This is a genomic window from Methylobacterium nodulans ORS 2060, from assembly GCF_000022085.1.
Classification (GTDB): domain Bacteria; phylum Pseudomonadota; class Alphaproteobacteria; order Rhizobiales; family Beijerinckiaceae; genus Methylobacterium; species Methylobacterium nodulans.
Genome location: NC_011894.1, coordinates 5,865,807 through 5,890,949 on the forward strand (window position 1 = coordinate 5,865,807; position 25,143 = coordinate 5,890,949).

A 25,143-nucleotide genomic window follows, 5' to 3' on the forward strand; every position below is an offset into this window, starting at 1 on the left:
GATTATCAGGAGGCGCGCCGTGCGCCCGCGGCGTGCAGGGTCCCGCCCGGCCGCATCTCGCGCTGGGCCATCGCCATCCACATGCGCTCATATTCAGCCCGCATGGCCTTGGCGTTGACTTCGGCCGCGCGCTGGTCGGCCGCGGGGTCACCGGTCGCCTGGCTCGTGATGTTGGCGATGAAGGTCGGGCCAGCCGCGGGCGCGTTGGCGTTGGCATTCGCCGCAGATGCAAACTGCGGCCGCGGGAACATCTCACGCCCGACGATGCCGCCTTCCGCATACCCCCGGCTGGTGCGCATCGCCTCGACAATGGACACGCCGCCCCAGCGGCGGATGTCGTCCTGGCTCCAGACGATCTCGCCCCGGTGGACGAGGCCGGCGGCTTCCAATCGGTCGCCCGGGCCGGTGTAGCCGCCGCCAGCGAAGCCGAAAAACTTGCTGGCCGCGGCGATCATGCTGCCGATGCCGTCACCACCGCCGATGGACTTGCCACCCGCATCGAAGATCGAGTTGATGAACATATCGATGCCTTTGTTCATCAGCTTGTCGACGATGCGATTGATGACGTTCTGGAGCGCCTCCGCCGCAGTGACGCCGCGGCGGAGGTCAGAGGCGAAGCCCGAGAAGGCATCCTTCGCGAGGTTTTTCGTCTCGCTGAGTCGATCATTGAGGCGCATCGCCTCTGCCTCAGCCGAATCCAGGCCGAGCCCCGTGCCGCGTAGACGCGAGGCGATGCGCTGCTCGCCATCGGTGCGACCGATCTGAGCGCGCTCGAAGAGGATGTCGCGTCCGAGCTTGCTGGTCTCCAGCGCGGCCGTCTGCTTCGCGTAAGCATCGGCGACGTCGAGGATCGCCTGCCGCTCGTTGCGAGCCGTGTCGCTCAGCTTCGCGCTGTCGGCCTGGAGCAGTTGCTGGGCGGTGTTGAACTGCCGGCCGATCTCGGTGCCGCGCTCGATCGCGTCGTTCAGGAGTTCCTGCACCTTCTGCCGGCGGGCTTCCGCCTCCGCGGTCTGCTCCTGCAGCGTGACCTGCGAGCGCAGCACATCGGCCGCGCGCTGGGTGGCGCGGATGTTCGGAGCGTTCTGGTTGATGGTGCGGTCGGCCCAATCGAGCAGCTGGCCCACCGACCGGCCGGGGATGACGGTCGGGTTGGCGGCGAGGGCCTTGCGGCCGAAGTAGGCCGCGGCAGGCTCGGTCGGATCGGCGTTCAACAGCCGGATGGCGCGGTCGGCGCCGGCGAACCACGCGAGATACTGGTTTCTGTTCGTGGTCGGGAGGTTGGCGCGCTCCAGGGCGCGCCGGTTCTCCTCGGCATAGACCCGGATCAGCGCGAGGCTGTCCTCGCGATCCGTGCGGCGAGCCAGGATCTGCTCCCGATCCATGCCCGCCGCGCGCTCGGGGAAGGTCTTGCGGAACAGCCGCTCCCAGGTCTCGTCGATGAACTGGCCAAGCCCGGTGGCGCTCGAGCGCGGGTTCTTGGCGAAGCGGTCGCCGCGGCTCTCCGCGTTGACCATCGCCGCGATGAAGTCCTGGCTGACCGCAGTCCGCTTAGCTACCTCTTCGGCCTCCTTCCTGATCCGGTCCGTCTCGACGCGGGCGGTCTCGATCAGGGTCTCGCGTTCATCGATGCTGCGCAGGCGCGCGTCGCGCTCGCGCTCCAGGCTCTGCAGCTCGCGGGCATCGAGATTGTCGTTCGCGGCGCGGGCGGAGAACTGCCGAAGCACGTCCTCGCGGGTCGGCAGCTGGTCTAGACCCCGCTCCCTGAGATCTCTCTGAAGCTGCTGGCCACGCTCGGCGAGGGCCCGGTCGACCGGGTTGAGCCCGACGTTCCGGTTCGCATCCTGCGCCGCCCGAAGAGCCGAAGCCGCGCTGGCGCTGCCGTAGCGCTCGAGGTCCTCCCGAGCCGACCGCGCGAGGTTCTGCAGCCGCTCCAAGGCCGCCTGAACCTGCCCGAGCTGCTGGGCGTCGAGCCCGAACCTGACCGGATCCGAGATGGCCTTGCGCAAGAGCTCCACACGATTGCGCAACTGGTCCGTCTCGCGCGCGGCCGGATTGAGCTGGCCCACGAGGCTCATCACGTCGCGGTTGTTCTGCGCCGCCTGAGCTTGGGTCCGCTGCTGCTGCTGGCGGGCCCGCTCGGCCTGCAGGCGTGCGATCTGCTGGCGCAGCTCCCCAGCCTCGGCGTCCACCTTGTAGTCGAGCAAACCTCCGAAGGTGTACGCGCCGCCGCGAGCGCTCTCCACGCTCTTCAGCCGCGCCTCTAGCAGCTCGAGCTGCCGGTCGAGGGTCGCGCCGCCGAAGGCATCCGACACCTTCTGGCCCAGGGAGTCCCAGACGTTCGACGCGACGCGCCCGAAGGCGCTGGTGGCGTCGCCCAGCTGCGAGGTGAGATCCGCCGCGCGCGACAGGCTGGCGCTGTAGGCCTCGAACAGCACGCGCTGCGCGCCGAGGCGGTCACCCTGCTCTGCAAGGTTGCGGATCGTCTCCTCGGTGCGGGCGTTCAGGAAGCCGAGCTTCTCGTTGAGGGTCTGAGCCCCTTTGGCCGGATCGGCAAAGGCCTGCGCCAGCTCCTGCGTGGCGTCCGCAACCTCCTGGCCGGTGGTGGCCGCGAAGTCCTTCGCAGACCGCCCGAGGGCCACGAACATCTCGACCCCGATCCGCCCCGTGGCGGCGAGGGTCGCCGCGATGCTGCGCGCCTCGCGCACGGACCCCTCACCCGAGGCGGCGATGGCGACGGCCGCGGCGTTCACCTGCTGCGCACTCGCGCCCGCCGCCCGGCCGGTGCCGGCCAGCAGGCGGTCCACCTCGCGCATCCGGTTCTGGTAGGAGAGCAGAGCGGCGGCGCCCGCGATGATTGCCACGGAGGCGACACCCACGGCGCCTCCGAGCACGCCGATCCGCGCGGCCAGTCCAGCCGCCGCCTCACTGGCCTGCGTCAGGGCGCCCTTGACGCTCGCCCCACCCGGGCCCGCAAAGGTCTGAGCGATCTGCGGACCCTGCTGTGCCGCGACTGTGACAAGGCTGGAGCCGCTGCCGAGCGACGAAAGGATGTCGCCGCCCTGGAAGAGCAGATTGCGGACCTCGTCTGCGCGGAGGCGGCGCGGGGCGTTCTCATTGGCTGCTTGCGGTGCGATCCCGAGCGAGCCCAGCCGACGAGATGCCTGAACGTTCGCCTCGGCGCGGGCGCGGTCGGCCTCGATTTGGGTCAGGGTGGCGCGGCCGGTCGCGCCGAGATCGCGCCAGCCATCGGTCGCAGCCCGAGCGCGGGCGTTCGCCGCCTCCGCGGCGCGGGCCTGCTCCTCGAACACAGCCGCCGACGCGCGCGCAGCGCCGGCCTGAGGCGTGCTGACGCCGAGCAGCGCATTCACGCTCGCCTGGGCGCGGGCCTGCGCCTCCGCTTGCCGGGCGGCCTCGGCAAGGCGCTGATACCGGGCCATCTGCCGGTCTGCAGCCGCGCCGGCAGCATCCGCCGCAGTGGACACGCCCTGGAAGGCCTGCTGCCCGGCCCGGCCGGCCTCGTCGAAGGCGCGCCGAACCTCGGCGCCGCCCTCGACGGCGAGGCGGATCGCGACGCTATTCGCCATCATCGCCCTCCTTCCGGTAGGCCTTCACGATCAGCGGCTCGACCCGAGGCAGCAGGTCGGCAAGCAGTGGCAAGGCTCCGCCCATGGCATCGGCCATCAGCAGGATCGCCCCGAAGTCCAGGGCGTAGACGCCGCCGAAGCCGGCCCGTACCTGCCCGCCGCAGCGCTGGATCACCGACCAGGCCACCACGCCCTCATCGGTTTCCGGCGCGTGCACAGTGTAAGGACACGCGGCACAGGTTACACCACAGGCGGCGCAGTATTCGTCTCCCCCGCCGAAGTGCCAGGAGGCGAGCTCGAGGATGCGTTTTTTTCCGCGTCCCGCTTCAGCGCCGGAATGACATAGCGGCTGTCGAATTCGTCGAAGGCAGCCCAGTTGGACATCAGCAGGTCGATGGTCTCGGGCGTTGCCGGAACCGGCACGCCATCGGCATCGCCAACCCCCTCCCACTCGATGATCGCGCGCCGGGCCAGTTCGCCGACGAGAGCGATGTTGGTCCGCAGATCGAGGTCCTCGCGATCATCGCTGCGGATGACCTTGCTGACCGCCTCGCGCGCTGCCAGCATCATCGCGACCGTGACCGGCCGCACCCGGACGCGCACGCCGGGCAGGAGGTCGAGCCAATAGGGTTCAGAAGAATGAGCCAGTCGAAGCATGGGATCTGCCGTCCTCAGTAGCTGGGCACGTTGTTGATCAGGGTGGCGGTGACCGTGCGGCCGAGAGCGGGATCCTTGGCCGCCTGCCAGTTGAAGGTCGCCTGCACCCCGTTCGGGCCCGTCACGGGCGTCTTGGCCTTCGGCAGGAAGACCGAATGCACCTTGAACACGAGCGAGCGCGCGGCGTCCGTCACCCACCCGAACGTGAACTCGACCGGCGTGCCGGCGGTGGCCTGATCCAGCAGGGTGGTGTTGGCAAAGCGCACGGCGAGGCTGCCCGTCATCGCCACCATGCCCGGGTCGGCGTCCTCGATCCGCCCGTCCCCGCGGATGACCTCCACCTTCTCCAGCTGGTTCGAGTAGGTGAACTCGGCCGAGACCACGGAGCCGAGCGCCACGCCGCCACGGGTGACGGTGCCCTGGAACGGGCTGAACCGCTCGATGCTCGCCTCGGCGAGGGTGCCGGCGGCCGAGGCGGTGAGCTTGGTCTCGCCCTGGGCGATCAGGCCCAGCGTCGCGGTGAGCAGGCCCGAGCGCTGCATCTGCACCCGCAGCGTGTTGCCGCGCACCCCGAAGTTCTGGCCGTAGCTCGGCACCTCGGGCAGGCCGACCTCGATGGTCATGGAGGGCAGGTTGATCGCGCCCGACGTGAACACATGCGTGGTGGTGCCACTGTCGGTGGCCGACGTCGGCTGCCCCATGAACAGCTTCAGCCAGTTGCCGAAGTTCTTCAGGTCGATCGGAACGACGACATCGCCGTCATTGTTGATCACGTCCTTCGAAGGCGGCAGCGGCTCGCGGCCGTAGCCGAGCAGATCGCTGGCAATCAGCCCCTGCTCTTCGCCGAGGTTCGAGGAGACGAAGGGCAGCTTGCGATAGCCGCTGGCGGGCGGCGTGCCGTAGGTGGTCTCGAAGGCCGCCGCCATGATGGCGTTGGCGCCACGCGCGCGTGCCATGGGTCTCTCCTGTCAGATGATCAGTTCAGGGGGTCGGGGGTGCCGTAGACGGCGGTGATGCCGATCAGGGCGGCGCGGGAGACGGGAGCACCGTCCGCGGTCAGCGGCTCGGTGGTGGCAGCCGACACCAGGAGGTAGTCGCACAGCCCGCCGAGCGTCCGGTCAGCGGCCACCGCCGTTCCGATCGCCTGCAGCATGGCGTCGAGCCGCGCTTCGGCGCTCAGGCTGCGGGTGCCGTTCGCGGCCACGTCGATCGGGATCTCGTGGTTGAAGATGTAGATGGTCGGGTTGAGCGTGACCTCCGGCTCGCCCGGGTCGCCGTCGTCCACATTGACGAAGCCGCCGGCCGGGATGATCTGCGGCTTGACCTCGTTGCGGGAGTGGGCGGCCTGCGGAAGGGCGGCCCTCAGCAGGTCGACCACGGCCTGGATGACCCGCTCGCGCTTGCTCGGCATCGTTTCAGTCGCCCAGATGTGCACAAGCAGAATGGAATAGGAACTGCGGCGTCCGAACGAACGCGCAAAACCCGCGGCACGGATCGGCAACACAGCGAAACGTTCTCGGCTTCATCCCGCCAGACTCGGCCCTCACTGCTCTTTGTCGCGCGTCCTGATGGTCCGAGGCAGGATGAGCGCGAAGAGCGGCCGGGCCTGTGAAGCGAGACCCGTGGGCCCGGCCGCCACCTCATCACCTATTTGAGTGATGCGCTTCGGGCGGGCTTGCCCACACTGCTGCCGTTGTGCCGCTCGACCTCCCGGTCGGAGTGGTGCGGCAGGCGGCCGGGTCTGTCCGGACAACGGGCTCGGCTGCCACCTCTCAGCCCGGCTGAGGATCTCCCCCTCAGGCTTCGAGTACTCCCATCATCTGCAAAGCTAAAGCGGCTGCCAGCGGGGTGCCTGAGGCGATTGTTGGGGCATTTTGGCTGGCTGCTTAGAACCAATGTCCAACAAATGGCAGCGCTGTTCTTCCTCGTGCGGTTGGATCTAATCCTTGTCCCCGAATTTGGCTCGCATAGAACTAAAACCGAATACAGCCGGAGGAATGCTATGCCGAACCTCGGGTACACCGTGCGTAAGAAGCCTGACGGCTGGGGCGTCTATCGCGCAGACACGGGCACGCCGGTTCGCGTGAACGGGCGGGAGCAGACAGGGCTGTCGCACGAGAGTGCCATCGAACTTGTCGTGTCGCTGAGAGTGCTCGCTTTTCTTAAAGCCGAGTTCGGCGATTGGCCGGTCTCCAATCCCGACACATTCCATTAGGACGGGGCTCTAGCACTGCAGTTGCAGGCGGTGTTTTCGGTGGGCGTTGAGGGCGGTGGCCTCACGGGGCTAACGTCACACTGACCGGGCGAAAAAGCCGTCTGCAGCTGTAAAGGTAGTCCCAGCTCAGCCGGAGCGGCGGTGCTGTAAAGCCTGGAGCGCAGCGTCGTAGCGCTGACGCCACGATTGACCGTCGTTGACGCTTGGGCCCAGCTGGCGGAGAAGGCCGTCGCGCAGGCCGTAGATCAGGCCATGCACTTCGATGCGGGACCCTCGGTACCACGCACGCCGCAGGATCGTGGTGCGGCACACGTTGGCCACCTGCTCGATCACGTTCAGCTCCGCGAGCCGAGCGCCGCGGTCTTCGTCACTACTCGCGGCGTCGAGCCAGGCCGCATGCTTGTGCGCGATATCCTCGATGTGGCGCAGCCAGTTATCCGCCAGCCCCGCCGAGCGCCGCTCCGCCACGGCCTGGACGCCGCCACAGCCGTAATGACCGACGACCATGATGTTCTCGACCTTGAGAACCTCGACGGCGTACTGCAGTACCGAAAGACAATTCAGGTCCGAGTGCACCACTAGGTTGGCGATGTTGCGATGCACGAACACCTCTCCCGGCTGCAAGCCAATGATCTCGTTAGCCGGTACGCGACTATCTGAACAACCGATCCACATGTAACGCGGGGATTGCTGCCCGGCGAGGCGGGTGAAGAACGCGGGGTCATCTGCGACACGCCGCGCCGCCCATGCGCGATTGTTAGCGAAGAGCTCGTCAAGGCCGCACATGACTGTCCTCCTCTCGACCCGTAGCCCAGGTTGTGTCCGGCGGGCGTGCGGCGAACGCACTGCGACCGCCCAACGGCACCGAGTAATATTCCTGCAGCCGCTATCATGCTCCTGCACGCACCAGGAGGAGCGGAAATCAGCTGCGCAGCCGCCTAGCCGAAAGGCGGCGATCCCATCCGCCCATCATCGTCCTGACCACCCCGACGTCCAACATCTCCGGCAAGCAGGCGGAAAGCATCAGCGTCACGCGTCTCGATGGCGACAAGCCTCAGCGGCCTGCGTCCGGCCCCAGCGTCTGGTGTCCGACACAACCGTGCAGCACCTTGTTGGTGTGGAGTTCACCTGAGACGCCGGTCGCAACTGTAATGCTAGGCGGGCGAGCACGCGCTGAACCTGCGCCGCGTCTGTCTCGGGCGTCACGCCGCCTTCAGCATCCGGTGCACGCTGCCGATGTCGATGCCGAGCTGCGCCGCGATCTCCGCCATCTGAGCCCCTGGGCAGCTCAAATCGCCGCCTTCAAGGCTCCCAGGCCCCTTATTGAGCAGCCCGAACGACCAGACCTGAACCAATGTCCGCGAATTGGCAGTGCCATTCATTCGGGAGCGCTCAACTCTGACATTTGTTGCCGACGTTGTCGTCATCAAGCCGGTAAGGAACTGCAATCGGAGGGGCGCCATGCAGAAGTTGGTATACAACATTCGCAAGGGGCGTGAGGGCTGGGATGTCTACGTTTCACAGACGGGCAAACCCGTTGTGCTGGACGGACACCCGCAGACAGGGCTGCCGCTTGAGACTGCCGCGCAGATCGCCGCGTCACTGGAGATCATGGACTTCCTCCGCGCCGAGAAGGTCGGCTGGATGATCGCCGATCGTCCCATGATCCACTAATAAGACGAGCAGTTGAGGCGGGCGAGCACGGGCTCTGGGGCGGGATCAGACAGACCAGTTCGCCGCGATGGCGCCCGGCACGCGCTCGGCCCAGGCCTGGGCGACGGTGTCGATGTCCAGCCGCTTGCGCAGCTTGGCCTGCCGCACCAGCACGAAGATCACGACGAACAAGCGCCCCGCAGCCGGACCGGCCTCGCGGATCGGCTGGAACGACTTCCGGCGCTGGAAGCGCGCGGCCTGGCGCCGGTAGAAGGCATCCGCCACGAGCACGCCACCGGTGCGGGTCGGCACGAAGCGCAGCTTGACGCCCGTCTCCCGCTCCCAGGCGGCCGGGGTGAGGCCGTTGCCGGTGGAACCCTTGGCACGCCGGGCCGAGACCTGCCGCACGCCCGCATCCGGGGTCGGGATGGCGAGGTACTTCCGGCCCTTCGCCAGGATGGTGACGCCCCGGTCGAAGGCGTCGATCAGCTTGGGGGCGTTGCTGCTGACGTAGGCCGCCGCCTCGACGCTCTCGCCCGAGCTCGGGAAGGTCCGGCCCCGCCACGTGTTGGCGAGGCGCTGGCCGAGCCCGGCCCGGCGCACGTCCTCGCGCAGGTCCTCCTTCAGCCCGTCCGTCACCTGACGCATGCCGGCCGTGACCGAGCGGGCGATCTGCACCTCGCTGCCGGCGAGCGCCTGGCGGAGGTCCGGGACCTGGGCGGAGAACCTCATAGCGCATCCTCATCCGGCGCGAGCGGCGAGACCTCGCAGGTGCGCACGAGCCGGCGCGGGTCGATCTTCGCGAGGCCCGAGACGATCACCGTCTGCATGATCGCGCCCTCCTCGTCGAGGAGGTCGAGCTGATCGCCCTGCGCGGGCTCCGGGACCTCGGACAGGCGCACGGAGATCAGCATGGCATTCAGGTCGAAGCGGCTGTCGCCCAAGCCGACGATGGCCTCGGGCGACAACCGCAGGAGGCGCACGGGCAGCCCGGGTGCGGCGCCGCCCGCCCGCCAGAGCGCATCCTCGCCCATGTTCGGGTCATCGAACATGGCATCCACGCCAAGCGCGAAGGCGGTCACGGCCGAGCCCGCAGGGCCGCGTTGACATCGGCCTTGGTCTTGGCGCCGGAGATGTCAACGCCGCGCTCGGCCGCGACGGCTTCGAGCTCGGGCTGGGTCTTGGCATCGAGATCGCCGCTCTCCGCCGGCTGGTCCGGTCCGTGCTCACCCTCGCTGCCCTCGTGCTCAGCCGAGACGTGCGTGCCGGCCAGGAGCGCGGCCTGGGCCGCGTCCCAGGCGAGTGTCACGATTGCGCCGTCCGGCTTGCCCTTCTCGCGCAGTCGCATCGCGCCCTTCCTCAGTTGCTCGAGAAGCCGCGAACCAGCACGCTCGGGCGCTTGCAGAGCGGCAGCGGGTTGGACTCCGTGTGGATCTTCATCCCCTTGCCGAATTCCATCGGCTCCAGCGGGGCGACGAAGACCCGATCGGCCGGGTTCGGAGCCGTGTTGGTCTGCGCCCAAAAGTCCGGCGGCGCCCAGTAGTTGGTGAACGTGTCTGTCGTTCCGAGAGGAAAGAACCGCGCGTCACCGTCCGGAATGAAGCGCTGCACAGAGGTCGATTTGTCTTCATTGAGCTTCGTGGCCGACCCGCGATACTCCTCGAACGTGATGTTTTGGAAGATGAAGCCCTTGCGCAGGTCGTTGCGCAGCGGGTTCTGGGTCGCCACGAAGTACTTGTAGGCCTCCTTCACGCTGGCATGGGTGACAAGCCTGTCGAAGAACGCGGGCGAGCACAGCGCCATGACGCCCGACATGGTGTCGCCCATCAGGTTGTCCTCGATGTAGCCCGAGATCTCCCGGCACTTGCTGCCAAGGTCCGCACTCGCCGTGCCGAACGTGAAGTCGACGCTCTTCGGGGTGACCCCGAAGCGGGCGAACAGGTCCATGTAGACCGTGCCGTCGTAGTCGAGGATCGCGCCCTTGATCGCCCCGACCCGCAGGTATTCGAGCGTGATCGCGTGCTTGCGGCGCATCGTGATCAGTTTGCTCTCGATGAGATCCTGGCCGGCGGCGAGCTCTCCGGCGGTGTCCCCGCGCGGCACCCAAGCGAGGCGGTTCTGGACGTCGAGGGCCAGAACGGCATCATCGTGCGGAATGTGCGGGATCACGAAGGCCTCCAGGCGCTGGGTCCCGGGCCGTCCGAGAGACGCGGGCCCACCGCGCGAGCCCATCGGCAACAGGTTCAGCACGCCCCTGTCGATGTTCAGCATCACGGCGGTGGTCGGAACGTACTCATCGCTGAACAAGTCGAGCTCATTGAGACGGCCGTAGGCGTTCGGGACGACGTTCACGCTCGCGGTCAGGGCAACAGCGCTGAACGGAGCATTGTCGAAAAGGTTGAGAACATTGGCCATCGATCACGCTCCCTGGCGCACGAGGATGCCGGCCGCCTTCAGCTGGCCGTGGGCCGCCGCGCGCTTCGTCGCATCGGTGATGGTGGATCCGTAGGTGAGGCCGGCGTGGCTCACGATGGCATGCCGGGCCACGATCACCGCCGGGGCGTCGCTCGCCGTCGCGTCGACCGGGGTCAGCAGGATCGCGGTCGCGATCTGCGAGCCGTCCGAGCCGGTCGCCGCGGCCGGCACGTACTTGCCCGTGGCGCTGACCTGGGCGAGCACGGTGCCGGAGACGAGAAGGCCGCTTCCGGACGCGATGATCGCCGTGTCACGGCTGTAGTAGCTGTCCGCCTCGTGCTTCAGCCAGTCCGACGGGTAGACGGGGCTTTCGAACGTTGTGGCCATGATCAGGCTTCCTTCTGCGTGATGCCCATGCGCTCGAGGCGGCTGCGCATGCTGGCGACGGCCACTTCTCGTCCGTCGGCCTGAGAAGGTTCAGCCACGTGGTGGGACCGCACCTGGGTCTCCTCGTCACGCGCTGCCATCTTGTCGAAAAGGACTGCGACCGCCTGCTCGACGGTCTTGCCCTGCGCGATCATCTCGTCGGCAAGCCCGTCCGGGATGGCCGGATGACCGCGGCGCGCGAGCGCGACCTTGTCCCGGATCTGCTGGGCCGCGGTGATGCGGCTCCGGGCTTGCTCGACCGTGGCGCCCTCCGCAAGGAGGCTCGCGGCCAGGGCCGGGACGCCGCCGTCGAGGCAGAGCGTGGCGATCTCGGCGGCGTCGGCGCGGGAGAGGCTCGCCGCCGGCAGGGCGGGGGTCGGGTTGGGCGTGGGTTCGGAGTGCGGTGCGGGCTCGCCGCCCGCCGATGCGGTCGCCATGGGGTTCTCCGTCTGGCGGGTGGGGGCGGCCGGCAGGGCCGCGGTCAGGCGCGGATGGTTCGTCCAGGCGCGCCGATCGGCCAGGGCGACGAGACGCTCCGGCGCGTGCTTGTAGAGGCGGAAGTCGAAGGCGGTGGGCTCGGGCCCCGTCTCGTCATCAGGCCGGCCGGCATCGACGCTGGTCTCGCCCGCGGCGGCGCTCTGACCGGCGCGGGTTTGGACCCGGTCGGCGTACCCCGCCGCGACGGCCTCCTCGGGCGCCATCCAGAGCTCGGCCTGCATGTCGGCCCGAGCCGCCTCGGGCGTCTTGCCGGAGCGTTCCGCGTAGATGCCCGCCATGGCGGTGGCGAGCGAGGTCAGCATGCGGATCGCCACCTCGTGCTCGGAGACCGGGCCGAACGTGAAGCCCGACGGGTCGTGGATCATCATGACGGCGCCGCGCGCCATGACGATCTCATCCCCCGCCATCGCGATCACCGACGCGGCCGAGGCGGCCACGCCCTCGACGATGATGGTCTTGCGGCCGCGGTGGGCGCAGAGAGCGGCATGGATCGCCGCGCCCTCCGTCGCGATGCCACCGCCGCTGTTGAGGCGGATCGTGACGTCCTGCCCGCGGCCGACCTGGGCCAGGGCGAGGATGACGTCGGCGGCATCGAAGCTGTCGTCCCAGAAGAGATTGCCGACCGTGCCGGACAGCACGATCTCGGTTCCGTTGACCAGCACGGCCATCGGGAGCTCCTTGTCGAGAGATCGGGGGTGCGGACGGCTACTCGTCCGACGACGTGGCCGGCGTGACGGAGGCGGCGGAGCTGCCCCTGACCTTCTGCCGGCCGTCGCTGGTGTAGGTCAGGCCGAGCGCATCGGCCCGGGCGTTGTCGGCCTGGTTCTCGGCGTCGATCGCCTCGGAGTCGTAGCCGCCCTCAGAAACCTTCTGCGACCGGGTCGAGAACCCGGCCTGGATCTCGAGCGCCTTGCTCTCGACATCCTGCACGGGGTGGATGTAGGGCCAGGCCTGCGGGGTCCACTTCACCGCGTAGGCGTCCTGCCGCCGCATCCCTGGCGGCAGGGTCAGCACGCCGGCGAGCAGCGCAAGATCGATCCAGCGGATCCAGACCGGCCGGCACAGCTGGTAGATCACGAGGTGATGCTGCCAGCCTTCCACAGCCCGGCGGAAGTCATTGAGCGCGGCGCGCAGCGTCCTGTCGTTGAGCTGGCTGTAGTCGCCGCTCAGGATCTCGTAGAGCACACCCGCCGCCGTAGCGACACCGCGCAGCGCCTGGCGCACGAACATCTCGAAGTTCGGTCCGACGTCCGGCGGGTTCGAAAAGGTGACGTCCTCGCCGTCGGCAAGCACCTGGAGCGTGCCGGGCTCGAAGTCGAGCGGCGCCACGCCGTCGGCATCGGGCGCGTCGGTGCCGAGCGGGCCGGAGCCGAGCGGGCTGTCCGCGCCCTCCTCCATGGCGCGCTTGATGAAGCCGACGAGACGGGCCGCGTTCTTCTTGCGGACGAGCTCGGCGTCGAGGTAGCCGTCGAGATCGTAGAGGGTGCGCAAGGCCGGCGTGAGCCAGGGCTCGCCGCGATCCTGCCCGGGCCGCATCGCCCGGAAGAGGTGGGCGACGTCCTGGGCCGGCACGAGGGTCTGCTGCCCACGGCCCGCCGCGATGATGCCGTCGCCGGGGTGCTCGCGGTAGAGCCAGTAACCGGTGCGCGCCCCGATGGCATTGTACTGGATGCCCTGCCGGATGTTGGCCGCGCCATCGGTCTTCAGCACGTCGCAATGGTCGCCCTCCAGGACCTGCAGCTGGAGCGGCACGGCGAGCCCGTCGCCGAGCCGCCGGTTGCGCAGCCGGACGAAGGTCTCGCCGCCCTCGACCATGCCCCGGACCGCGATGGCCTGGAGGCCGTAGAAATCGTGGGCGCCAATAGCATCGGCCTGATCGACCCAGTCCCACCAGAGCTGCTGGACTTGCTTGCGGAACGCGGCGCTCGCTGTGTTCGCGGCCTTGACTTGCGCCTTCGACAGCCCGTCGGTCGGGATCGCGGCCGTGCTCTGCGGTTTGATTCCGGTTCCGACGATGTTGGTGACGAGCCGGTCGACCGCGGCCCGGGCATAGGGGTTCTTGCGGGCTTGGTCGCGCGACTTCCGCCGCAGCTCGTCGAGCGCGTAGGTGATCGCGGTGTTGGGCCCGTAGCTCCCGATCCGCCAGGACCGCGAACGTCGCCCCGTGCCGCCCGCGACATCGTATGGCGTGGCCTCGACAGCCGCGCCGCCCTTCGCCCCAGACAAGTCCATGGCGATCGGCGTGACGTACTGGCGGGTGCCCTTGATCCGGAAGCGGACGGGCTGTGCCTGAGGCATGCTCACCACCCGCTGCGGCCCGTCATCACGACCTGCCGCGTCCGGCGCGGCGCGGCACCGCTGACGGACACCTCCAGGTCGCTGATCCGACGCATGAGGTCCGCCCGGGCCTGCCGCATCTCGGCATAGCTGCGGTAGGTGATGCGCCCGGCGTTGTCGGCCTGCTCGACGGTGAGCACGCCGCTCGCCATGGCCCGATCGAGCTTGGCGAGTTGGGCCCTGAGCTTGACGAGCTGTTGTTCCGGCGTGTCGGCCATGCCTACTCCACCATCTGATGCTCACCGCGGCCACGCGCCGATATCATTCATGGACACGTCGACAGGAGTGGGGGCGATCGACGCCAATCGCCCCCACTTCTGCGGGATGAGACGGGCTCGATCGGCCCCACTGGTACGGGGCGGACTGCGCCCGATCGCCCTCACCGCATCGGCCGGTTGTTGACCCGGCTGCGCCGCACGGCGCGTCGTTGCTGGTTGCGGGCCGCGAGCGTCTTCGCCGCGACCTCGGGCGCTACGGCCGCCTCGTCCGGCCGGGGCCGCTCGATGCCGAGCGCCGCCTCGAGCTCGCGCCAGTGCGGCTCGCGCCAGCGGTCCCAGCCGCGCATCGCGGCAAGCCCGCGGGCGTAGTTGGCGCAGTCCAGCACCTCGTTGCGCCGCCCCCCGATCGGCACCCACTCCCGCCGCGTGCGGCCGCGCGTGACGTGGGTGACCAGCTCCTCGGCGGTGAGCTGCTTGACCTGATCCTCGCTCACGTCCCGCGGCAGGTGCACGAACCCGGCCGGGAACGGCTTGCCCTCCGGCGGGCGGTGCAGGGCAAGGCAGCCCATCAGCTCCTGCTTGGCGAAGGACGCCCCGATCCGGACCGTCTTCAGCCCGCGCCGCAGCTTCCGGCCGGCCGCCGTGGAATCCTTCGCGCCCACGCCCAGGAAGGCGCCGGCATAGCTGTCCTGGCCATCCACCGCATGGACCGGGCGCCCGGCCTGCCGGCGCACGAAGGCGTAGACCTCGGCGGTGAAGCCGCTGGAGTCGATGCCCCAATCCCGCACCGTCATCTCGGCGCCGCTCGCGTGCGGCCAGGTCTCCTCGACCATGGCTTCGAGATCGGCCCACACCTCCGGCCGGTTCGTCGCCCCGGGCAGCACCCGGTGCTCCACCAGCCAGCGCTCCCGGTTGCGCCCGAACGCCCAGATCCCGACCTCCAGGCGATCTTTCTGCACGTCCACGCCCGCGAACAGGATCAGCGCCGCCCGCGCGACCGTGCCCGACAGGTAGTCGTCCCGGCGGGCATAGACGTCCTGCCACTCGGGCGCGTCCGCCCCCTCCTTCCAGGTGCGGGCAAGCTGGGTGTTGAAGAAGGTGCGCAACGCCTCCGGGCCGCGGCGCAGCGCCCGCGCGAACTTCGCCACCGTCTCGCGCACCGTCTGCTTGGGGGCGTAGAGCTTCGAGACCTGGAACCCGGCATGCTCGTTCGGCAGCGCCCGCGCGCCGCAGTGCCGGCAGAGCGCGCGCCGGACCCCATGCCGCTCCTCCTCCCAGATCTCCGGCAGCTGCCGCTCGCCGCAGCAGGTGAAGGCCCGGGTCTGCCGCCACTCGACCCGCCGCAGGGCAATGAGGCGCTGCGCCTCCGTCCAGGGCCGCTCGCACGCCACGCATTCGTAGCGGGCCGTCTCCGGCCGAATGCGGCCGTCCTCGTCCTTGTCGAAGCGCACCTGCTCCCATTCGAGCGGGTGCCAGCCGCCACAGTGGGGACAAGCGACGAAGGCCTTGCGCTGGTCGCTTTCCTCGTAGCTCGCCTCGATCGCCGAGCGGCCCGCCACGGTCGGGGAGCAGGCCCGCACCGACAGGCTGGTGGCCTTGAACTCGGCCTGGCGCTCCTCGGCGAGGTCGATGGGCGGCCCCTCCCCACCAGCGGAGAGGGGGTACTTGTCGATCTCGTCGCAGACCAGCAGCCGGATCGGCCGCATGGCCAAGTTGGTCGGGCTGTTCGCCCCGACCAGCGTGATGTGGCCGCCCGGGAACTGCTTGTGGGTCAGCGTCGCCCCGGCATCGCGGGCCTTGGCCTCGCCGAATACCTCGCGCAGCACCGGGGTATCCCGGATCATCGGGGCCAGCCGGTCCTTGGAGAAGGTCTCGGCCGCATCGTCCTTCGGCAGCACGGCCAGCATCGGGCAGGGATCCACGTGGACGAAGCGGCCGAGGATGTTCTCGATCACCGTGGTCTTGAGCAGCTGCGTGCAGGCCAGCAGGGTGAGGGTCTGCACGCCCGGCTCGGTGGCGGCGAGCATCGGGCCGCGGGCGACCTCGACGCGCGCGACGATGAAGCGGCCGCCGTTCGAGGATTCCTTGCTCAGTCTGCGGTAGCGCTCGGCCCACTCCACCACGTTGAGGTTCGGGGGCGGGGTGAGCCCCCGGCGCCACGCTTGCAGCAGGCTCGTGATGTCAGAAGGTCGCGGTGGGCTCGCCGAGTTCGGCGAGGTGCTGGTGGACATGCGTGGTCAGGATCGTGGTTAGCGCCCGCGGATCGACCTTGAGCTCGTCGGCCATCACGATGGCGATCCGGGCCGGCCAGGCCAGCCAGGCGTCCCGCAGCTCGCGGGCGGTGTCGAAGAACAGCTTCTCGGCCGTGGCCCGCTCGATGAGGCGGCCCTGCTGCTCGGCCTGATCGAGGCTGCGCTGGCGAGCCTTCAGGATCAGCTCGGCCGTGCGCGCCTTGCCGAAGTCGATGCCGCCGTCCGCATCCTCCACCCCCTCCTCAGCCAGCACCCGGGCGATCAGGCTGACCGCCTCGCGAGCCTCGGCCGGGGTACGCACCTCAGCGCGGGGGTGCGCACCTTGCCTGCGCACTTTGGCCGAGGTGCGCACCCTGCTGCGCGCCGGGTCCGTGTTTGCTTCCCATTCCTCGCGAGCGCTATCCGGATCGATCAGCCCGTTCGGTAAGACGCTGATGCGCTTGTGCTTTATCGCCGAGCGCACGGCACTCTCTCTGACGCCGAGGATGTCCGCGAGCTTTCGCCGCGAGACCGGTTCGCTCATGGGTGCGCACCTCGGATTTCGGGGTCAGCGCTAGGAAAAGGCGGGGCCCCGCCCACCCGTATCGATTTCGACCCTCCAGGGTCCCTGGCGCTATACCCGACGGGCGGATCAGATGACGTTACTGTCGTCCGTCCAGTGCCGGTGCCGGCGGACGATGCGGACCCGGCCCCGGTGGGTCTCCAGCAGGATCTCACCGGGACGGCGCGGGTCGAGCATTATGTGGCCGCTCCGATCCCGAGCCAGCACGATCACCTCGCCCGTCAGATCGTCGGCGGTGTGGACAGGTGCTAACCGCTTGCCATCGAGCGTTACGTTGAAGGTGATGCCCTGCTCACGCGCCTCAGCGTAGGCCCGGAAGCCGGGGTCACGCGCGTCGATCGAGATCCGCATGGGCCCTCTCCCGCGGGGATCAGCAACTCACAACCCCAACAACGCAGATCCACCCCAGACGATCACCCCCACACCGACGATCGCAGCGACGAGGCCGCCGAGGACGGTGCCGCCGAGGACGGTGAGCGCTGAGGGTGCCACCACGGCGACTAGACTGCTGACCAGCGTCAGCAGATCTCGGCCCAGGCTCGTGCCTCCGGTGTGGCCCGACATCAGGCGCTCTCGCCTGCAGTCTCACGGATCACGACCGCGCCGTGCTCGAAGCGGGATGTGCGCCGAAGGGCGATGGATCGGTGCACGTGGGACACGACACCAGCTCGACTGCGCAACGAGAGGTGGCATTTTTTGGTATTAGACTAACGTTTTACTTGCAGTGTTGCACCGCACAAAATAGTGGTCCTCTGTATACCTGCAACTGATTCGGATGGTCAGATGGTCGCGGAAGAGTATTTCCAGCCCGTAGTCGTGAACACCGGAGCAGGTGGCGAGCACGGAACACTTGTTTTTATTGAAGGCCAGCTTGTTGCTGTTCTGACACAAATCAACGAAGCCCGAGATACTGAGCAAGAATTTCAAGGTAAGTGGTTTCTTGAGGCTGGTTTTGGCCCCTGCAAAGACTGGAATAACGGCTCAATCTTCGCCTCAAAAGACAAGGCAGTTGAGTGGGTGCGTGAGCAGGTCCTGATGGATGAACCCGTTGCGAGTTGCATCGCTTCGTAGTTCGTAGCTGGAGCGCCCTTCCAAGCGATAGCTGTGCGGTTCGCCTGCATTGAAGGTGAATAGCATCGCCCCCCACTTGTTTGCGAGCTGGTCACGACAGGGAGCACGCGCCGAAGAGGGTCACGGCGGGCCAACCGCGCGGAGGCGCTTCGCCAAAGCTACCGCACGGGATGACGGTGGCATAAATGTCACAGTCGGCCCGTGCTGAGGCCTCGCAAATATCACGCTGCGGCAGCGAACTTCAAGCCGGCCCGCTTCGCCTGCTTGTGGGTGAGCACCGCCTGGGCCGGGAGGTCGCCGTTGCGCAGCAAGTAGAGGATCAGCCGGGGCAGCGGGCGCTCGGGGTAATCCTGGCGCAAGGTGGCGTCGAACTCGCCCCGCAGGATGCTGAGGCGGAGATCGTAGACGTCCTGCTCGGGCAGGTCGGCCCATCCCACGGAGGCGCCCCGGACAACGCGCTCCAGGCCCTCGATGCCGGCGATGTCCTGGCAGGCGTGATCCAGGCCGAAGATCACCGTGCGGGCCAGCAAGGGGCGCTCCGCCACGAACCGCTTGCGGGAGCGGATGCGCCAGAAGCGGACCATCGGCAAGACGGTGTCGATCCGGCGAAGCTGCATCGCATCCCTGACCTTCACCTCGCAGCCCGGGAAGGTGACGGCCGCATGCCACCGAAGCGGATTCGGCTCGCCGGCAGCCTGGGCCATCGCCGCCGAGCGCCGCATGTCACGGGACCAGCGGCAGCGTTCGCCGAGGGCAAGGGCGGGCTCGGCCGGCAGAACCGGCGCATCCGTCATCTCGCCTGCGGCATGGGCGAGGGCGGTGCTTCTACGCGTCATCAGTGGCGAGTTCCTGTTCGGGGTCGGAAAGGGCCTCGCTCTCGATCTCGGCCGTCGATCTCTCGCTCGTTGGGTCGGGCCTCCACGGCTGCGCCAGGGCACCAGGAAAGGCACGCTTGACCGCCGCAATGGTCCGGAAGCCGCCGAGCTGATGCAGGAGCCCGGCAATCTCATCAGGCGTGAAGAACGCGCAGGCGGGATCAAGCTCCGCGACCCGGTCAGCCGACGCGGGACTGTCACCGATCGCGATCCTGAGACCCGACGCCTCATCCTTCCCGATCAGGTACGCGTCATCCTCGACGCCCTCAGTGCCCATGCGCGCGTAGGCGATGCGGTAGCCCCGCACGAGGGCGCCGCCCTGGCGCTCGATCTCGTCCTCGTCGAACGAGCCGGAGGCGGCCAGCCAGAGGTCGATCTGCCGGCGCAGGCGGGCGTGCAGCTCGGCATCGACCCGGTGCAGGGCCGCGAGCGTCCAGCGGGCCTCGTAGGCCGAGGCCGCGGCCGTGATCTCGGCCACGAGACGGGCGAGGCGCCGCTCGAACGGGCGGGTCGGCTGGCGCGGATCAGGCATCGCAACCATTCCACCCGGATGACAGCAGCCGACCGAATTTTCCTATATTGCCTAAACCCCTTTCTCTTCTCCCTTGTTCCTTGTCTGTTCTCCTATCTCCCTTTCTCATTTTGATCCTCCCGCTTATAAGAGAAAGAAGTGTCATGATGTGTCATCAGAACTGAGGATCTCTCGATTCATCAACGGCTTGGACGGATGACGCTTGCCCCCATGACGCCTTGCCTGACGCTTCGGACATGACACTCCCCCCGCATGACACTTCTCGGGCGCATGACACTTCCGGTCTGCCCATGACACTTCCCTTCGCCGAAGCGTCATGGGCTGTTCGGCGATGCGCCTCGATCATTCGGATCACCGTGTCCCGTGTGCGCCATGTGGCGGGAATGGCGGTGTTCGGATTCTCGTCGACGGGTGTCGTGCTGGCTGTCTTGCCCTCGAATGCACGGGCCTCGTGCGCCCGCTTCCAGAAGGCGATGCCGGCCGGGTTCAGGGCGATCCCGCACAGGTAGCGGCGGTGCATGTCCCGGGTTTCCCTCGCGTGAAGACCGATGCGCTCGTTTCCGAGCGCCGTCACGGCGCGGCCAATGCTGTCGTTCGAGGGAATCGAGCGGTCCTCGCCCTTGTTCTCCGCCCACCACACGGAGAAGGCCGCGCAGAAATCGGGCACAGGAACCCGCATCTCGTGGTCCCACTCGATGCATTCGTCGATGAACCCCGCGACGATGTTGGCATCCTTGTGGATCGCGTCGGCGTTCTCCCGCACCTCCGCGGGCACGGCGATCGAGCCGCGGTCCAGGGCGCGCCTCAGGCCTTCAAGGGCCCAGTTCAGGACGCCTGCCCTCTCCTTCGCCAATACGATCGAGGAAGGCTTGTCGTAGCCGCGCTCGCTCGCGAGCTGCGCCACGCCGACCAGCCGGTGGTCGTCGAACACGTTCCGGCAATGGATGACGATCATCCGGTTGACGATCGCGCGCGTGCTCTCCTTGAACTGCGGCGGATAGTTCGTGCCCCAGAAGATCGGGGCGCGCACGCGACCACTGATGATGGGGCCATTCTTCACGTTGATCTCGACGGGATCGCCCGTGATGATCGCCTTCACGCCGCTCGCGAAGTGCCACTTGCGCTGATCGAAGGCCTCGTGAAGCACCCACGGCGCGCGGCGCACGAACGGCATCTTGCCGTGCGTGCCTTCCAGGCTGTCGAGAGCGACCGAAATCGGGTCGTCTCCGAACATCCCGCCCAGGACTTCGAGCAGGCCCGACTTGCCGACGTTCGAGCCGCCCACGAGCACCAGGGCCTTCGTGAGCTGCCGGGATTTCACGTCGACCATCGCGCAGCCGAGCACCTCCTGCAGCGTCGCGACGATCTCCTTTCGGACGGTGGCCGTCCGGTCGGGGAACACGTCGTCGAGCATCTGGAGCCACAGCGGGCATCGAGCCGCCGGGTCGAACTCGGTATCCACCACCCACGTGCAGTAGTGCTCCGGCCTGATCGGCTCGATCTCGCCCGTGCGGGGATCGACGAGGCCGGACCGGCACGGCACCTTGCCGTGGCGGTCGAAGGGGATCTCGTCGCGCCACAGCTCGGGCCGGCGCTGGATCCAGCCTCGCGCTTCGCTGATGAGCTTGAGCGTCGAGACGATGTTGAGGGCCGCGCAGGCCATCTCGATCTGGACGTTCAGCCAGGACGAGAGGCCGTCCGTCTCCATCGCCCAGATGCCGTCCCGGTAGCGCCACGCGGTCTTCTTGGTGAACAGGATGGCCTCGCCGCGCTCCTGCAGGGCCGCCAGGACGCCCGCGCCCAGCGCCTGGTGCGTCGAGGGCTTGGGCTCCTTCGCCCTGCCCTGCCCGTCCTTGCTGCGCCGCTGCCGCTCGGCCGCGAGGCTGTGGACCGTCGCCCCGGCCTGCCGGCCCTTGCCGGCCGCCGCCTCGGCCCTGCCGCGCTCCGCATGCCGCGCCGCGGCGGCGGCGTCCGCGGGCCCGGCGCCGTCCCGGCCGGCCTCCGCCGTGGCCTCGGCGCCCTCGCCGTCGACGGCTTCCTCGTCAGCTTCAGCCGCCTCGGCGGCCTCGCGCTGGCGCTCCAGCACCTCCGGATGCTTGCGGATCCAATCGTCGCACATGCGGCGCAGGAGCCGCTCCTCGCGCTCCCAGTTCCAGCGGGCGCCGTACTCGCCGGCCGCCGCGCGCGTCGCCGCCATCAGGATCGCGACCGCCTCGTCGATCGTCCGGCCGCGGGTGAGGAGCGCGGCCGACACTTCGAGCTGCGTCTGGTGGATCGAGGTCTCGCCCGCGCCCTGGTAGGCCATCGCGGACAGACGCTCCTCGACGTCCATCGGGGGCTTGATCCCGAACAGGGCCGCGACGGCGAGGTAGGGGTTGTCCGCCAGACCCGGCACCGCCGGCCGGCCCGGGGCGGGCTCCGCCGGCTTCTTCTTCATCACCGGCGACTGCCGGGACAGCCACTCCTCCAGGTCCTCGAGCGCGTAGCGGGGCTCGTACTGCGCGCGGATCACCGCGACATCGCGCCAGCCGCCCTCCTTCGTGTTGTGGCTGCCGGGCAGCCGCAGGAGCCGGGAAACGTCCTGGATCGGATCGCCCGCCACCACGTCGGCGAGCTGCGCGTTCAGGGCCTCCACGCGCGCGATGGTCTCGGGTGTCGCCGGCAGCGCCTCGTTGAGGAGCCACAGCCCCTGCGCGCCCCGGCCGGACCACACGATCACGGAAGGCGGAAATTCGAGAGCATGGTATTTGGCGATAATGTCTTCGCGGCCGATCTCGACCGACTTCAGGTCGGTGTCGCTGGCGAGCGTCAGGATCTCCGCGACGTTCTCACGGGAACGGACCGATCCGCCGGGCCGGAGCGGCTGGGCGCCCGGCCGGATCGTCCCCACGCAATAGTAGATCGCGGTGCCGGGCCGGTCCCACTTCCTGACGAACCGGTCCGCGAGCACGAAATCCCGCGTGATCAGCGCGCGCTCGCCGTGGTCGCCGCGCACGTTCGGCAGCGCGCAGACGAAGACGTTCGCCTCGCTGTAGGCGCCGAAGACCGCCGCTAGGAACGCGCTGGCGGTGTTGACCGCGGGATCCGCCATGACGCCGATCGGGGACGAGGGGTGGACTGACCGGGACGGGATGTCCCGGTTCGCTCTGTCGGTCCGAGCAAGGCTCAGAACTGCGTGGCCGGGGCCTCCGCCCGCTTGCCTGCGGCGCGGGTCGCCTTGGCGGCCTGAGCCGGCTTGGCGGGCGCCGCAGGCGCGGGCGGCGCGTCGAAGGGAATCTCGCCCGTCTCGGGATCGTGGGCGGGCCCGGCCTCGCCGTCATCCCGCGCGGCCGCCTCCGCGGCCAGGGCATCGGCGAACACGTCGGCCTTCACCCAGCCGACGATCTTCAGAACCGGCACCTTCACCCACGAGTAGACCTTGTGCTTGTACTTGTCCCGGCCGAGCTCGATCACCGGCACCTCGTCGGGCCGCATGCGGATGCGCTTGCCGTACTCGCGGGCGAGCGTGCCGATCGCCGTGAGCATGCCGGAGGAGGAGCCGGCGAGCGTGTAGAGCTGATCGCCCTCCTCCGCCTTCAGGAGCAGGTAGTTGGTCTTCTGCCAGGGGTCGCGCGGGCGGCCCTCCTCGTCGGTCTCCCACTCCTCCTCGTCGAGGTCGCCGAGCGAAGCGCGCGAGGGCGGCACGAAGCCGTCCGCGACCCGGCCCATGCGCTGGTCCTCGGGCTTGCCGTCGACCCACTTGACCCACCCGACCATCAGCTCGGGCAAATTGGCGACGAGCCGCGTCCCGATCTCCAGCTCGTCCTGGTCCTGGCCGGCGAGCCAGTCGCCCTTGTTGAACCGCAGCAGATCCCCGACGATCCGCGTTCCGACCGCCGCGTCGCCGTAGGCCTCGAACGCGTTGCGCTCGACGGCGACGGCCGAGGATGGACGTTCCATGACCGCGTTCATTCGTGTCTTCCTTCTCTCTGTCCGGTGCGGCGCGGGCCGCGGGCTTCCCCGGCCGGATCGGCCGGGATCTCATCGGGTGGAGATCGTCAGGCGGTCCGACGGGTCTCCGACCTTGCTGAAGGGGGTGAGATCGATGCCGGCGGCCTGGGCCGCCTCGCGGATGGCCTTGTCGTCCCAGGACGGCCGGCCCTTGAGGGCGGCCCAGGAGATCGACAGGCCATCCGCCTTGAACGACTTGGTGCCGTGCCGGGCCAGGATCTCGCGGATCTGCTCCTTCCGCGCGGCGGCTTCCGCTTCGGCGGCCTCGGCCCGCTTCATGGCCTCGCTCGCCGCGCGGCCGAGCCGCAGGAGATCGGCGGCGGTGTCCGCCGGCACCTCCCGCTTCTCCCGCGGCACCCGCTCGGCGCGCCGCTGCCCGCACGGGCCGGTGAAGGGGCAGTGCTCGCAGTCCTGGCCGCCCGCGATCCGCCCCTCGGGCCGCAGCTCGTCGGCGGAGCGCGCGAGCATGATGTCCCGGGCGCGGGCTTCGGCCTGCCGGAAGGCGCCTTCGTCGAACCGGACGACGAACTCCTTCGTCTCGTCCCAGAACGAGGCGTCGGTGTAGGAGATGATCGCGTAGCTTGGACGGTATCGCGTGAGCCGGCGCAGGAGCCCCATGCCGGCCTGGACCTGGAACAGGTGCTCGGGCTTTGCACTGTCGAGCTTGGCGCGCGGGTCGATCGACTTGCAGTCGAGGAGGATCGAATCTCCTTCGATGTCTGAGACGCCGAGCGCCGCCAGCGCGTCGGCCGGCTGGTCGATCAACAGGCCGTCCGGCGTGGCCGACAGGAAGCCGTCCGCGAAGGTGCGCTGCGCGTCGCCCGTGAACAGGGCGCTGGCGCCGAAGCGGGCGCGGATCGCCGGCACCCAGAACGCCGCCTCGTAGACGGTGCCCCGCTCCTTCGCGCCCCAGCCGTCGTGGTAGTCGAGATCGCGCGCCGTGCCGTATTGCGCGTCCTCCTCGTTCTTCATGTAGAAGATCTTGCGGGCGCATTGCCCGACCTCGGACGCACCCACCGTCTGAGAACGGTCGTAATCCCAGACTTTTGCCCGGCCGAGCGCGTAGGAGGTAAGCGCAGCCTCGATCATTGGCCGTCGAGCCCCATCAGTGATTTGATCTGAGCGAAGGCCTTGGGCGCCTGCGTCCACGGGATCTCGTCCTCGAACGGCGTCAGGCCGTGGCGGACGCGACAGGACGCGATGCCGTTGCCGATCAGGAACAGGAGGTCGAAGCGCTGGTCGGCCGAGAGGTCGCGGATCCAGCCGGCCGAGCGGACGCGCTCGATCAGCGCGGGCGCGGCATCGAGCGTCATCCCCGCCATGAAGGACAGGAGATCGGCGATCGCCGACCCGTGGGGACCGTTCAGGAGCGCGTCGCGCTTCTCGCGGCGCCAACGGCGATAGAGCTTGCCGAGCTTCTGCTCGTCCTGAAGCTCCTTCTCGGCCTCGCGCGCCTTGAAGCGGCGCTCCTCGGTTTTGGTAAGCTTGCGCTTGACCGGCGCGGCGATCTGCGCGTCGGCGATCTCGTCGAAGAAATTCGCCGGCTCACGCATGGGAGCGCACCGGCTTGGCGAGGGGGATCTCCTGCGCGCGGGGTTCGAAGAACTTGCAGGCGGCGGCGCCGTAGGGGACAGGCTTGCCCTTCTGGCGCATCAGCTCCCGGTACTTGCCGCAGGGGCTCGGGGCCGGCCCGTGGCGCCATTGGCCGACGAACATCCAGCGCGCGCATTGCCGGCACTGCTTGCCGGCCGGGCCGGTGCCGGCGAAGTGGGCCTGCCCCTTGTGCGTCCGGGCGGCGAGCTGGGCCACGGGTTGATCGCCGCGATGCAGGCCGGGGGTGAGATCAAACAAAGCCATG

At 68.8% G+C, this 25,143-nt stretch carries 29 protein-coding genes; 3 read left to right on the forward strand and 26 right to left on the reverse strand.

Going from position 1 to position 25,143, the window contains the following annotated elements:
* Positions 1–5: 5 nt before the first annotated feature.
* From MNOD_RS27185 to MNOD_RS27205, 5 genes are all read right to left on the reverse strand, one after another.
* The gene (locus MNOD_RS27185) at positions 6–3,584 is read right to left on the reverse strand and encodes a phage tail length tape measure family protein (RefSeq protein WP_015932186.1); all 3,579 of its coding nucleotides are present in this window, start codon (positions 3,582–3,584) and stop codon (positions 6–8) included.
* Positions 3,574–3,771: a DUF7697 family protein gene (locus tag MNOD_RS27190; protein ID WP_015932187.1), complete on the reverse strand. Its 198-nt coding sequence runs from the start codon at positions 3,769–3,771 to the stop codon at positions 3,574–3,576. The genes MNOD_RS27185 and MNOD_RS27190 overlap by 11 nt, the downstream gene beginning before the upstream one ends.
* 53 nt (positions 3,772–3,824) lie before the next feature.
* Entirely contained in the window at positions 3,825–4,187 is a 363-nt protein-coding gene (locus MNOD_RS27195; RefSeq protein ID WP_244424575.1) for a hypothetical protein, read from the reverse strand.
* Positions 4,188–4,255: 68 nt separating this feature from the next.
* Complete coding sequence (locus tag MNOD_RS27200) at positions 4,256–5,197, reverse strand: phage tail tube protein (RefSeq protein WP_015932189.1); 942 nt, start codon at positions 5,195–5,197, stop codon at positions 4,256–4,258.
* A gap of 20 nt (positions 5,198–5,217) precedes the next feature.
* Entirely contained in the window at positions 5,218–5,652 is a 435-nt protein-coding gene (locus MNOD_RS27205) for a hypothetical protein (RefSeq protein ID WP_015932190.1), read from the reverse strand.
* A 591-nt stretch (positions 5,653–6,243) separates the two neighbouring features.
* Between MNOD_RS27205 and MNOD_RS27210 the strand changes: the two genes are divergently transcribed.
* Positions 6,244–6,456, forward strand: a complete 213-nt coding sequence (locus tag MNOD_RS27210; protein WP_015932191.1) for a hypothetical protein — start codon at positions 6,244–6,246, stop codon at positions 6,454–6,456.
* Between the two features lie 126 nt (positions 6,457–6,582).
* Here the strand turns inward: MNOD_RS27210 and can are convergent, their stop codons facing one another.
* Together can and MNOD_RS27220 are read right to left on the reverse strand one after the other, a co-directional pair.
* A complete protein-coding gene (can, locus tag MNOD_RS27215; RefSeq protein WP_015932192.1) occupies positions 6,583–7,242 on the reverse strand; it encodes a carbonate dehydratase in 660 nt (219 codons plus the stop codon).
* A 416-nt stretch (positions 7,243–7,658) separates the two neighbouring features.
* Entirely contained in the window at positions 7,659–7,838 is a 180-nt protein-coding gene (locus MNOD_RS27220) for a hypothetical protein (protein ID WP_015932193.1), read from the reverse strand.
* 79 nt (positions 7,839–7,917) lie between these two features.
* On the opposite strand from MNOD_RS27220, the gene MNOD_RS27225 reads away from it, so the two are divergent.
* The gene (locus MNOD_RS27225) at positions 7,918–8,130 is read left to right on the forward strand and encodes a hypothetical protein (protein ID WP_015932194.1); all 213 of its coding nucleotides are present in this window, start codon (positions 7,918–7,920) and stop codon (positions 8,128–8,130) included.
* Between the two features lie 45 nt (positions 8,131–8,175).
* Here the strand turns inward: MNOD_RS27225 and MNOD_RS27230 are convergent, their stop codons facing one another.
* From MNOD_RS27230 to MNOD_RS27285, 12 genes are all read right to left on the reverse strand, one after another.
* Entirely contained in the window at positions 8,176–8,841 is a 666-nt protein-coding gene (locus MNOD_RS27230) for a DUF6441 family protein (protein WP_015932195.1), read from the reverse strand.
* Entirely contained in the window at positions 8,838–9,191 is a 354-nt protein-coding gene (locus tag MNOD_RS27235) for a head-tail joining protein (RefSeq protein WP_015932196.1), read from the reverse strand. The genes MNOD_RS27230 and MNOD_RS27235 overlap by 4 nt, the downstream gene beginning before the upstream one ends.
* Positions 9,188–9,457: a hypothetical protein gene (locus MNOD_RS27240; protein WP_015932197.1), complete on the reverse strand. Its 270-nt coding sequence runs from the start codon at positions 9,455–9,457 to the stop codon at positions 9,188–9,190. Before MNOD_RS27240 ends, MNOD_RS27235 begins: the two co-directional genes overlap by 4 nt.
* Positions 9,458–9,468: 11 nt before the next feature.
* Positions 9,469–10,524, reverse strand: a complete 1,056-nt coding sequence (locus MNOD_RS27245; protein WP_015932198.1) for a major capsid protein — start codon at positions 10,522–10,524, stop codon at positions 9,469–9,471.
* 3 nt (positions 10,525–10,527) lie between these two features.
* Positions 10,528–10,911: a head decoration protein gene (locus MNOD_RS27250; protein ID WP_015932199.1), complete on the reverse strand. Its 384-nt coding sequence runs from the start codon at positions 10,909–10,911 to the stop codon at positions 10,528–10,530.
* A gap of 2 nt (positions 10,912–10,913) precedes the next feature.
* Positions 10,914–12,116 carry a head maturation protease, ClpP-related gene (locus MNOD_RS27255; protein ID WP_015932200.1) on the reverse strand — a complete coding sequence of 401 codons (1,203 nt, stop codon included), beginning with the start codon at positions 12,114–12,116 and terminating at the stop codon, positions 10,914–10,916.
* Positions 12,117–12,153: 37 nt separating this feature from the next.
* Positions 12,154–13,746, reverse strand: a complete 1,593-nt coding sequence (locus MNOD_RS27260) for a phage portal protein (protein ID WP_015932201.1) — start codon at positions 13,744–13,746, stop codon at positions 12,154–12,156.
* A 2-nt stretch (positions 13,747–13,748) separates the two neighbouring features.
* Positions 13,749–14,003 (reverse strand): phage head-tail joining protein, encoded by a 255-nt coding sequence (locus MNOD_RS27265; RefSeq protein ID WP_015932202.1) that lies wholly within the window; start codon positions 14,001–14,003, stop codon positions 13,749–13,751.
* A 161-nt stretch (positions 14,004–14,164) separates the two neighbouring features.
* Complete coding sequence (locus MNOD_RS27270) at positions 14,165–16,234, reverse strand: phage terminase large subunit family protein (RefSeq protein ID WP_015932203.1); 2,070 nt, start codon at positions 16,232–16,234, stop codon at positions 14,165–14,167.
* Positions 16,185–16,778, reverse strand: coding sequence for a hypothetical protein (locus MNOD_RS27275; protein WP_015932204.1), 594 nt, complete (start codon positions 16,776–16,778; stop codon positions 16,185–16,187). The genes MNOD_RS27270 and MNOD_RS27275 overlap by 50 nt, the downstream gene beginning before the upstream one ends.
* A gap of 108 nt (positions 16,779–16,886) precedes the next feature.
* On the reverse strand, positions 16,887–17,168 hold the full coding sequence (locus MNOD_RS27280) for a hypothetical protein (protein WP_015932205.1): 282 nt from the start codon (positions 17,166–17,168) through the stop codon (positions 16,887–16,889).
* A gap of 27 nt (positions 17,169–17,195) precedes the next feature.
* The gene (locus MNOD_RS27285) at positions 17,196–17,381 is read right to left on the reverse strand and encodes a hypothetical protein (protein ID WP_015932206.1); all 186 of its coding nucleotides are present in this window, start codon (positions 17,379–17,381) and stop codon (positions 17,196–17,198) included.
* Positions 17,382–17,600: 219 nt separating this feature from the next.
* Here MNOD_RS27285 and MNOD_RS44065 point away from each other — a divergent pair, with 219 nt between their 5' ends.
* A complete protein-coding gene (locus MNOD_RS44065; protein ID WP_015932207.1) occupies positions 17,601–17,888 on the forward strand; it encodes a hypothetical protein in 288 nt (95 codons plus the stop codon).
* 221 nt (positions 17,889–18,109) lie between these two features.
* On the opposite strand, the gene MNOD_RS27290 is transcribed toward MNOD_RS44065, so the two are convergent.
* From MNOD_RS27290 to MNOD_RS27320, 7 genes are all read right to left on the reverse strand, one after another.
* Positions 18,110–18,724, reverse strand: a complete 615-nt coding sequence (locus MNOD_RS27290) for a transcription termination/antitermination NusG family protein (protein WP_015932208.1) — start codon at positions 18,722–18,724, stop codon at positions 18,110–18,112.
* Positions 18,714–19,295 carry a hypothetical protein gene (locus tag MNOD_RS48300; RefSeq protein WP_015932209.1) on the reverse strand — a complete coding sequence of 194 codons (582 nt, stop codon included), beginning with the start codon at positions 19,293–19,295 and terminating at the stop codon, positions 18,714–18,716. The genes MNOD_RS27290 and MNOD_RS48300 overlap by 11 nt, the downstream gene beginning before the upstream one ends.
* Before the next feature lie 154 nt (positions 19,296–19,449).
* A complete protein-coding gene (locus MNOD_RS27300) occupies positions 19,450–22,386 on the reverse strand; it encodes a DNA primase family protein (RefSeq protein WP_015932210.1) in 2,937 nt (978 codons plus the stop codon).
* A 74-nt stretch (positions 22,387–22,460) separates the two neighbouring features.
* Positions 22,461–23,234: a hypothetical protein gene (locus MNOD_RS27305; protein ID WP_157091570.1), complete on the reverse strand. Its 774-nt coding sequence runs from the start codon at positions 23,232–23,234 to the stop codon at positions 22,461–22,463.
* Between the two features lie 81 nt (positions 23,235–23,315).
* Positions 23,316–24,374, reverse strand: coding sequence for a hypothetical protein (locus MNOD_RS27310; protein WP_015932212.1), 1,059 nt, complete (start codon positions 24,372–24,374; stop codon positions 23,316–23,318).
* The gene (locus MNOD_RS27315) at positions 24,371–24,838 is read right to left on the reverse strand and encodes a hypothetical protein (protein WP_015932213.1); all 468 of its coding nucleotides are present in this window, start codon (positions 24,836–24,838) and stop codon (positions 24,371–24,373) included. The genes MNOD_RS27310 and MNOD_RS27315 overlap by 4 nt, the downstream gene beginning before the upstream one ends.
* Complete coding sequence (locus MNOD_RS27320; RefSeq protein ID WP_015932214.1) at positions 24,831–25,142, reverse strand: hypothetical protein; 312 nt, start codon at positions 25,140–25,142, stop codon at positions 24,831–24,833. Before MNOD_RS27320 ends, MNOD_RS27315 begins: the two co-directional genes overlap by 8 nt.
* Position 25,143 lies beyond the last annotated feature (1 nt).

Excerpts from the sequence above, each read along its gene's own strand:
- MNOD_RS27185 (WP_015932186.1), bottom strand. The coding sequence starts at position 3,584 with ATGGCGAATAGCGTCGCGATCCGCCTCGCCGTCGAGGGCGGCGCCGAG.
- MNOD_RS27200 (WP_015932189.1), bottom strand. The coding sequence starts at position 5,197 with ATGGCACGCGCGCGTGGCGCCAACGCCATCATGGCGGCGGCCTTCGAG.
- MNOD_RS27205 (WP_015932190.1), bottom strand. The coding sequence starts at position 5,652 with ATGCCGAGCAAGCGCGAGCGGGTCATCCAGGCCGTGGTCGACCTGCTG.
- MNOD_RS27210 (WP_015932191.1), top strand. The coding sequence starts at position 6,244 with ATGCCGAACCTCGGGTACACCGTGCGTAAGAAGCCTGACGGCTGGGGC.
- can (WP_015932192.1), bottom strand. The coding sequence starts at position 7,242 with ATGTGCGGCCTTGACGAGCTCTTCGCTAACAATCGCGCATGGGCGGCG.
- MNOD_RS27220 (WP_015932193.1), bottom strand. The coding sequence starts at position 7,838 with ATGAATGGCACTGCCAATTCGCGGACATTGGTTCAGGTCTGGTCGTTC.
- MNOD_RS27225 (WP_015932194.1), top strand. The coding sequence starts at position 7,918 with ATGCAGAAGTTGGTATACAACATTCGCAAGGGGCGTGAGGGCTGGGAT.
- MNOD_RS27230 (WP_015932195.1), bottom strand. The coding sequence starts at position 8,841 with ATGAGGTTCTCCGCCCAGGTCCCGGACCTCCGCCAGGCGCTCGCCGGC.
- MNOD_RS27240 (WP_015932197.1), bottom strand. The coding sequence starts at position 9,457 with ATGCGACTGCGCGAGAAGGGCAAGCCGGACGGCGCAATCGTGACACTC.
- MNOD_RS27245 (WP_015932198.1), bottom strand. The coding sequence starts at position 10,524 with ATGGCCAATGTTCTCAACCTTTTCGACAATGCTCCGTTCAGCGCTGTT.
- MNOD_RS27250 (WP_015932199.1), bottom strand. The coding sequence starts at position 10,911 with ATGGCCACAACGTTCGAAAGCCCCGTCTACCCGTCGGACTGGCTGAAG.
- MNOD_RS27255 (WP_015932200.1), bottom strand. The coding sequence starts at position 12,116 with ATGGCCGTGCTGGTCAACGGAACCGAGATCGTGCTGTCCGGCACGGTC.
- MNOD_RS27260 (WP_015932201.1), bottom strand. The coding sequence starts at position 13,746 with ATGCCTCAGGCACAGCCCGTCCGCTTCCGGATCAAGGGCACCCGCCAG.
- MNOD_RS27265 (WP_015932202.1), bottom strand. The coding sequence starts at position 14,003 with ATGGCCGACACGCCGGAACAACAGCTCGTCAAGCTCAGGGCCCAACTC.
- MNOD_RS27270 (WP_015932203.1), bottom strand. The coding sequence starts at position 16,234 with ATGTCCACCAGCACCTCGCCGAACTCGGCGAGCCCACCGCGACCTTCT.
- MNOD_RS27275 (WP_015932204.1), bottom strand. The coding sequence starts at position 16,778 with ATGAGCGAACCGGTCTCGCGGCGAAAGCTCGCGGACATCCTCGGCGTC.
- MNOD_RS27280 (WP_015932205.1), bottom strand. The coding sequence starts at position 17,168 with ATGCGGATCTCGATCGACGCGCGTGACCCCGGCTTCCGGGCCTACGCT.
- MNOD_RS27285 (WP_015932206.1), bottom strand. The coding sequence starts at position 17,381 with ATGTCGGGCCACACCGGAGGCACGAGCCTGGGCCGAGATCTGCTGACG.
- MNOD_RS44065 (WP_015932207.1), top strand. The coding sequence starts at position 17,601 with ATGGTCGCGGAAGAGTATTTCCAGCCCGTAGTCGTGAACACCGGAGCA.
- MNOD_RS27290 (WP_015932208.1), bottom strand. The coding sequence starts at position 18,724 with ATGACGCGTAGAAGCACCGCCCTCGCCCATGCCGCAGGCGAGATGACG.
- MNOD_RS48300 (WP_015932209.1), bottom strand. The coding sequence starts at position 19,295 with ATGCCTGATCCGCGCCAGCCGACCCGCCCGTTCGAGCGGCGCCTCGCC.
- MNOD_RS27300 (WP_015932210.1), bottom strand. The coding sequence starts at position 22,386 with ATGGCGGATCCCGCGGTCAACACCGCCAGCGCGTTCCTAGCGGCGGTC.
- MNOD_RS27305 (WP_157091570.1), bottom strand. The coding sequence starts at position 23,234 with ATGGAACGTCCATCCTCGGCCGTCGCCGTCGAGCGCAACGCGTTCGAG.
- MNOD_RS27310 (WP_015932212.1), bottom strand. The coding sequence starts at position 24,374 with ATGATCGAGGCTGCGCTTACCTCCTACGCGCTCGGCCGGGCAAAAGTC.
- MNOD_RS27315 (WP_015932213.1), bottom strand. The coding sequence starts at position 24,838 with ATGCGTGAGCCGGCGAATTTCTTCGACGAGATCGCCGACGCGCAGATC.
- MNOD_RS27320 (WP_015932214.1), bottom strand. The coding sequence starts at position 25,142 with ATGGCTTTGTTTGATCTCACCCCCGGCCTGCATCGCGGCGATCAACCC.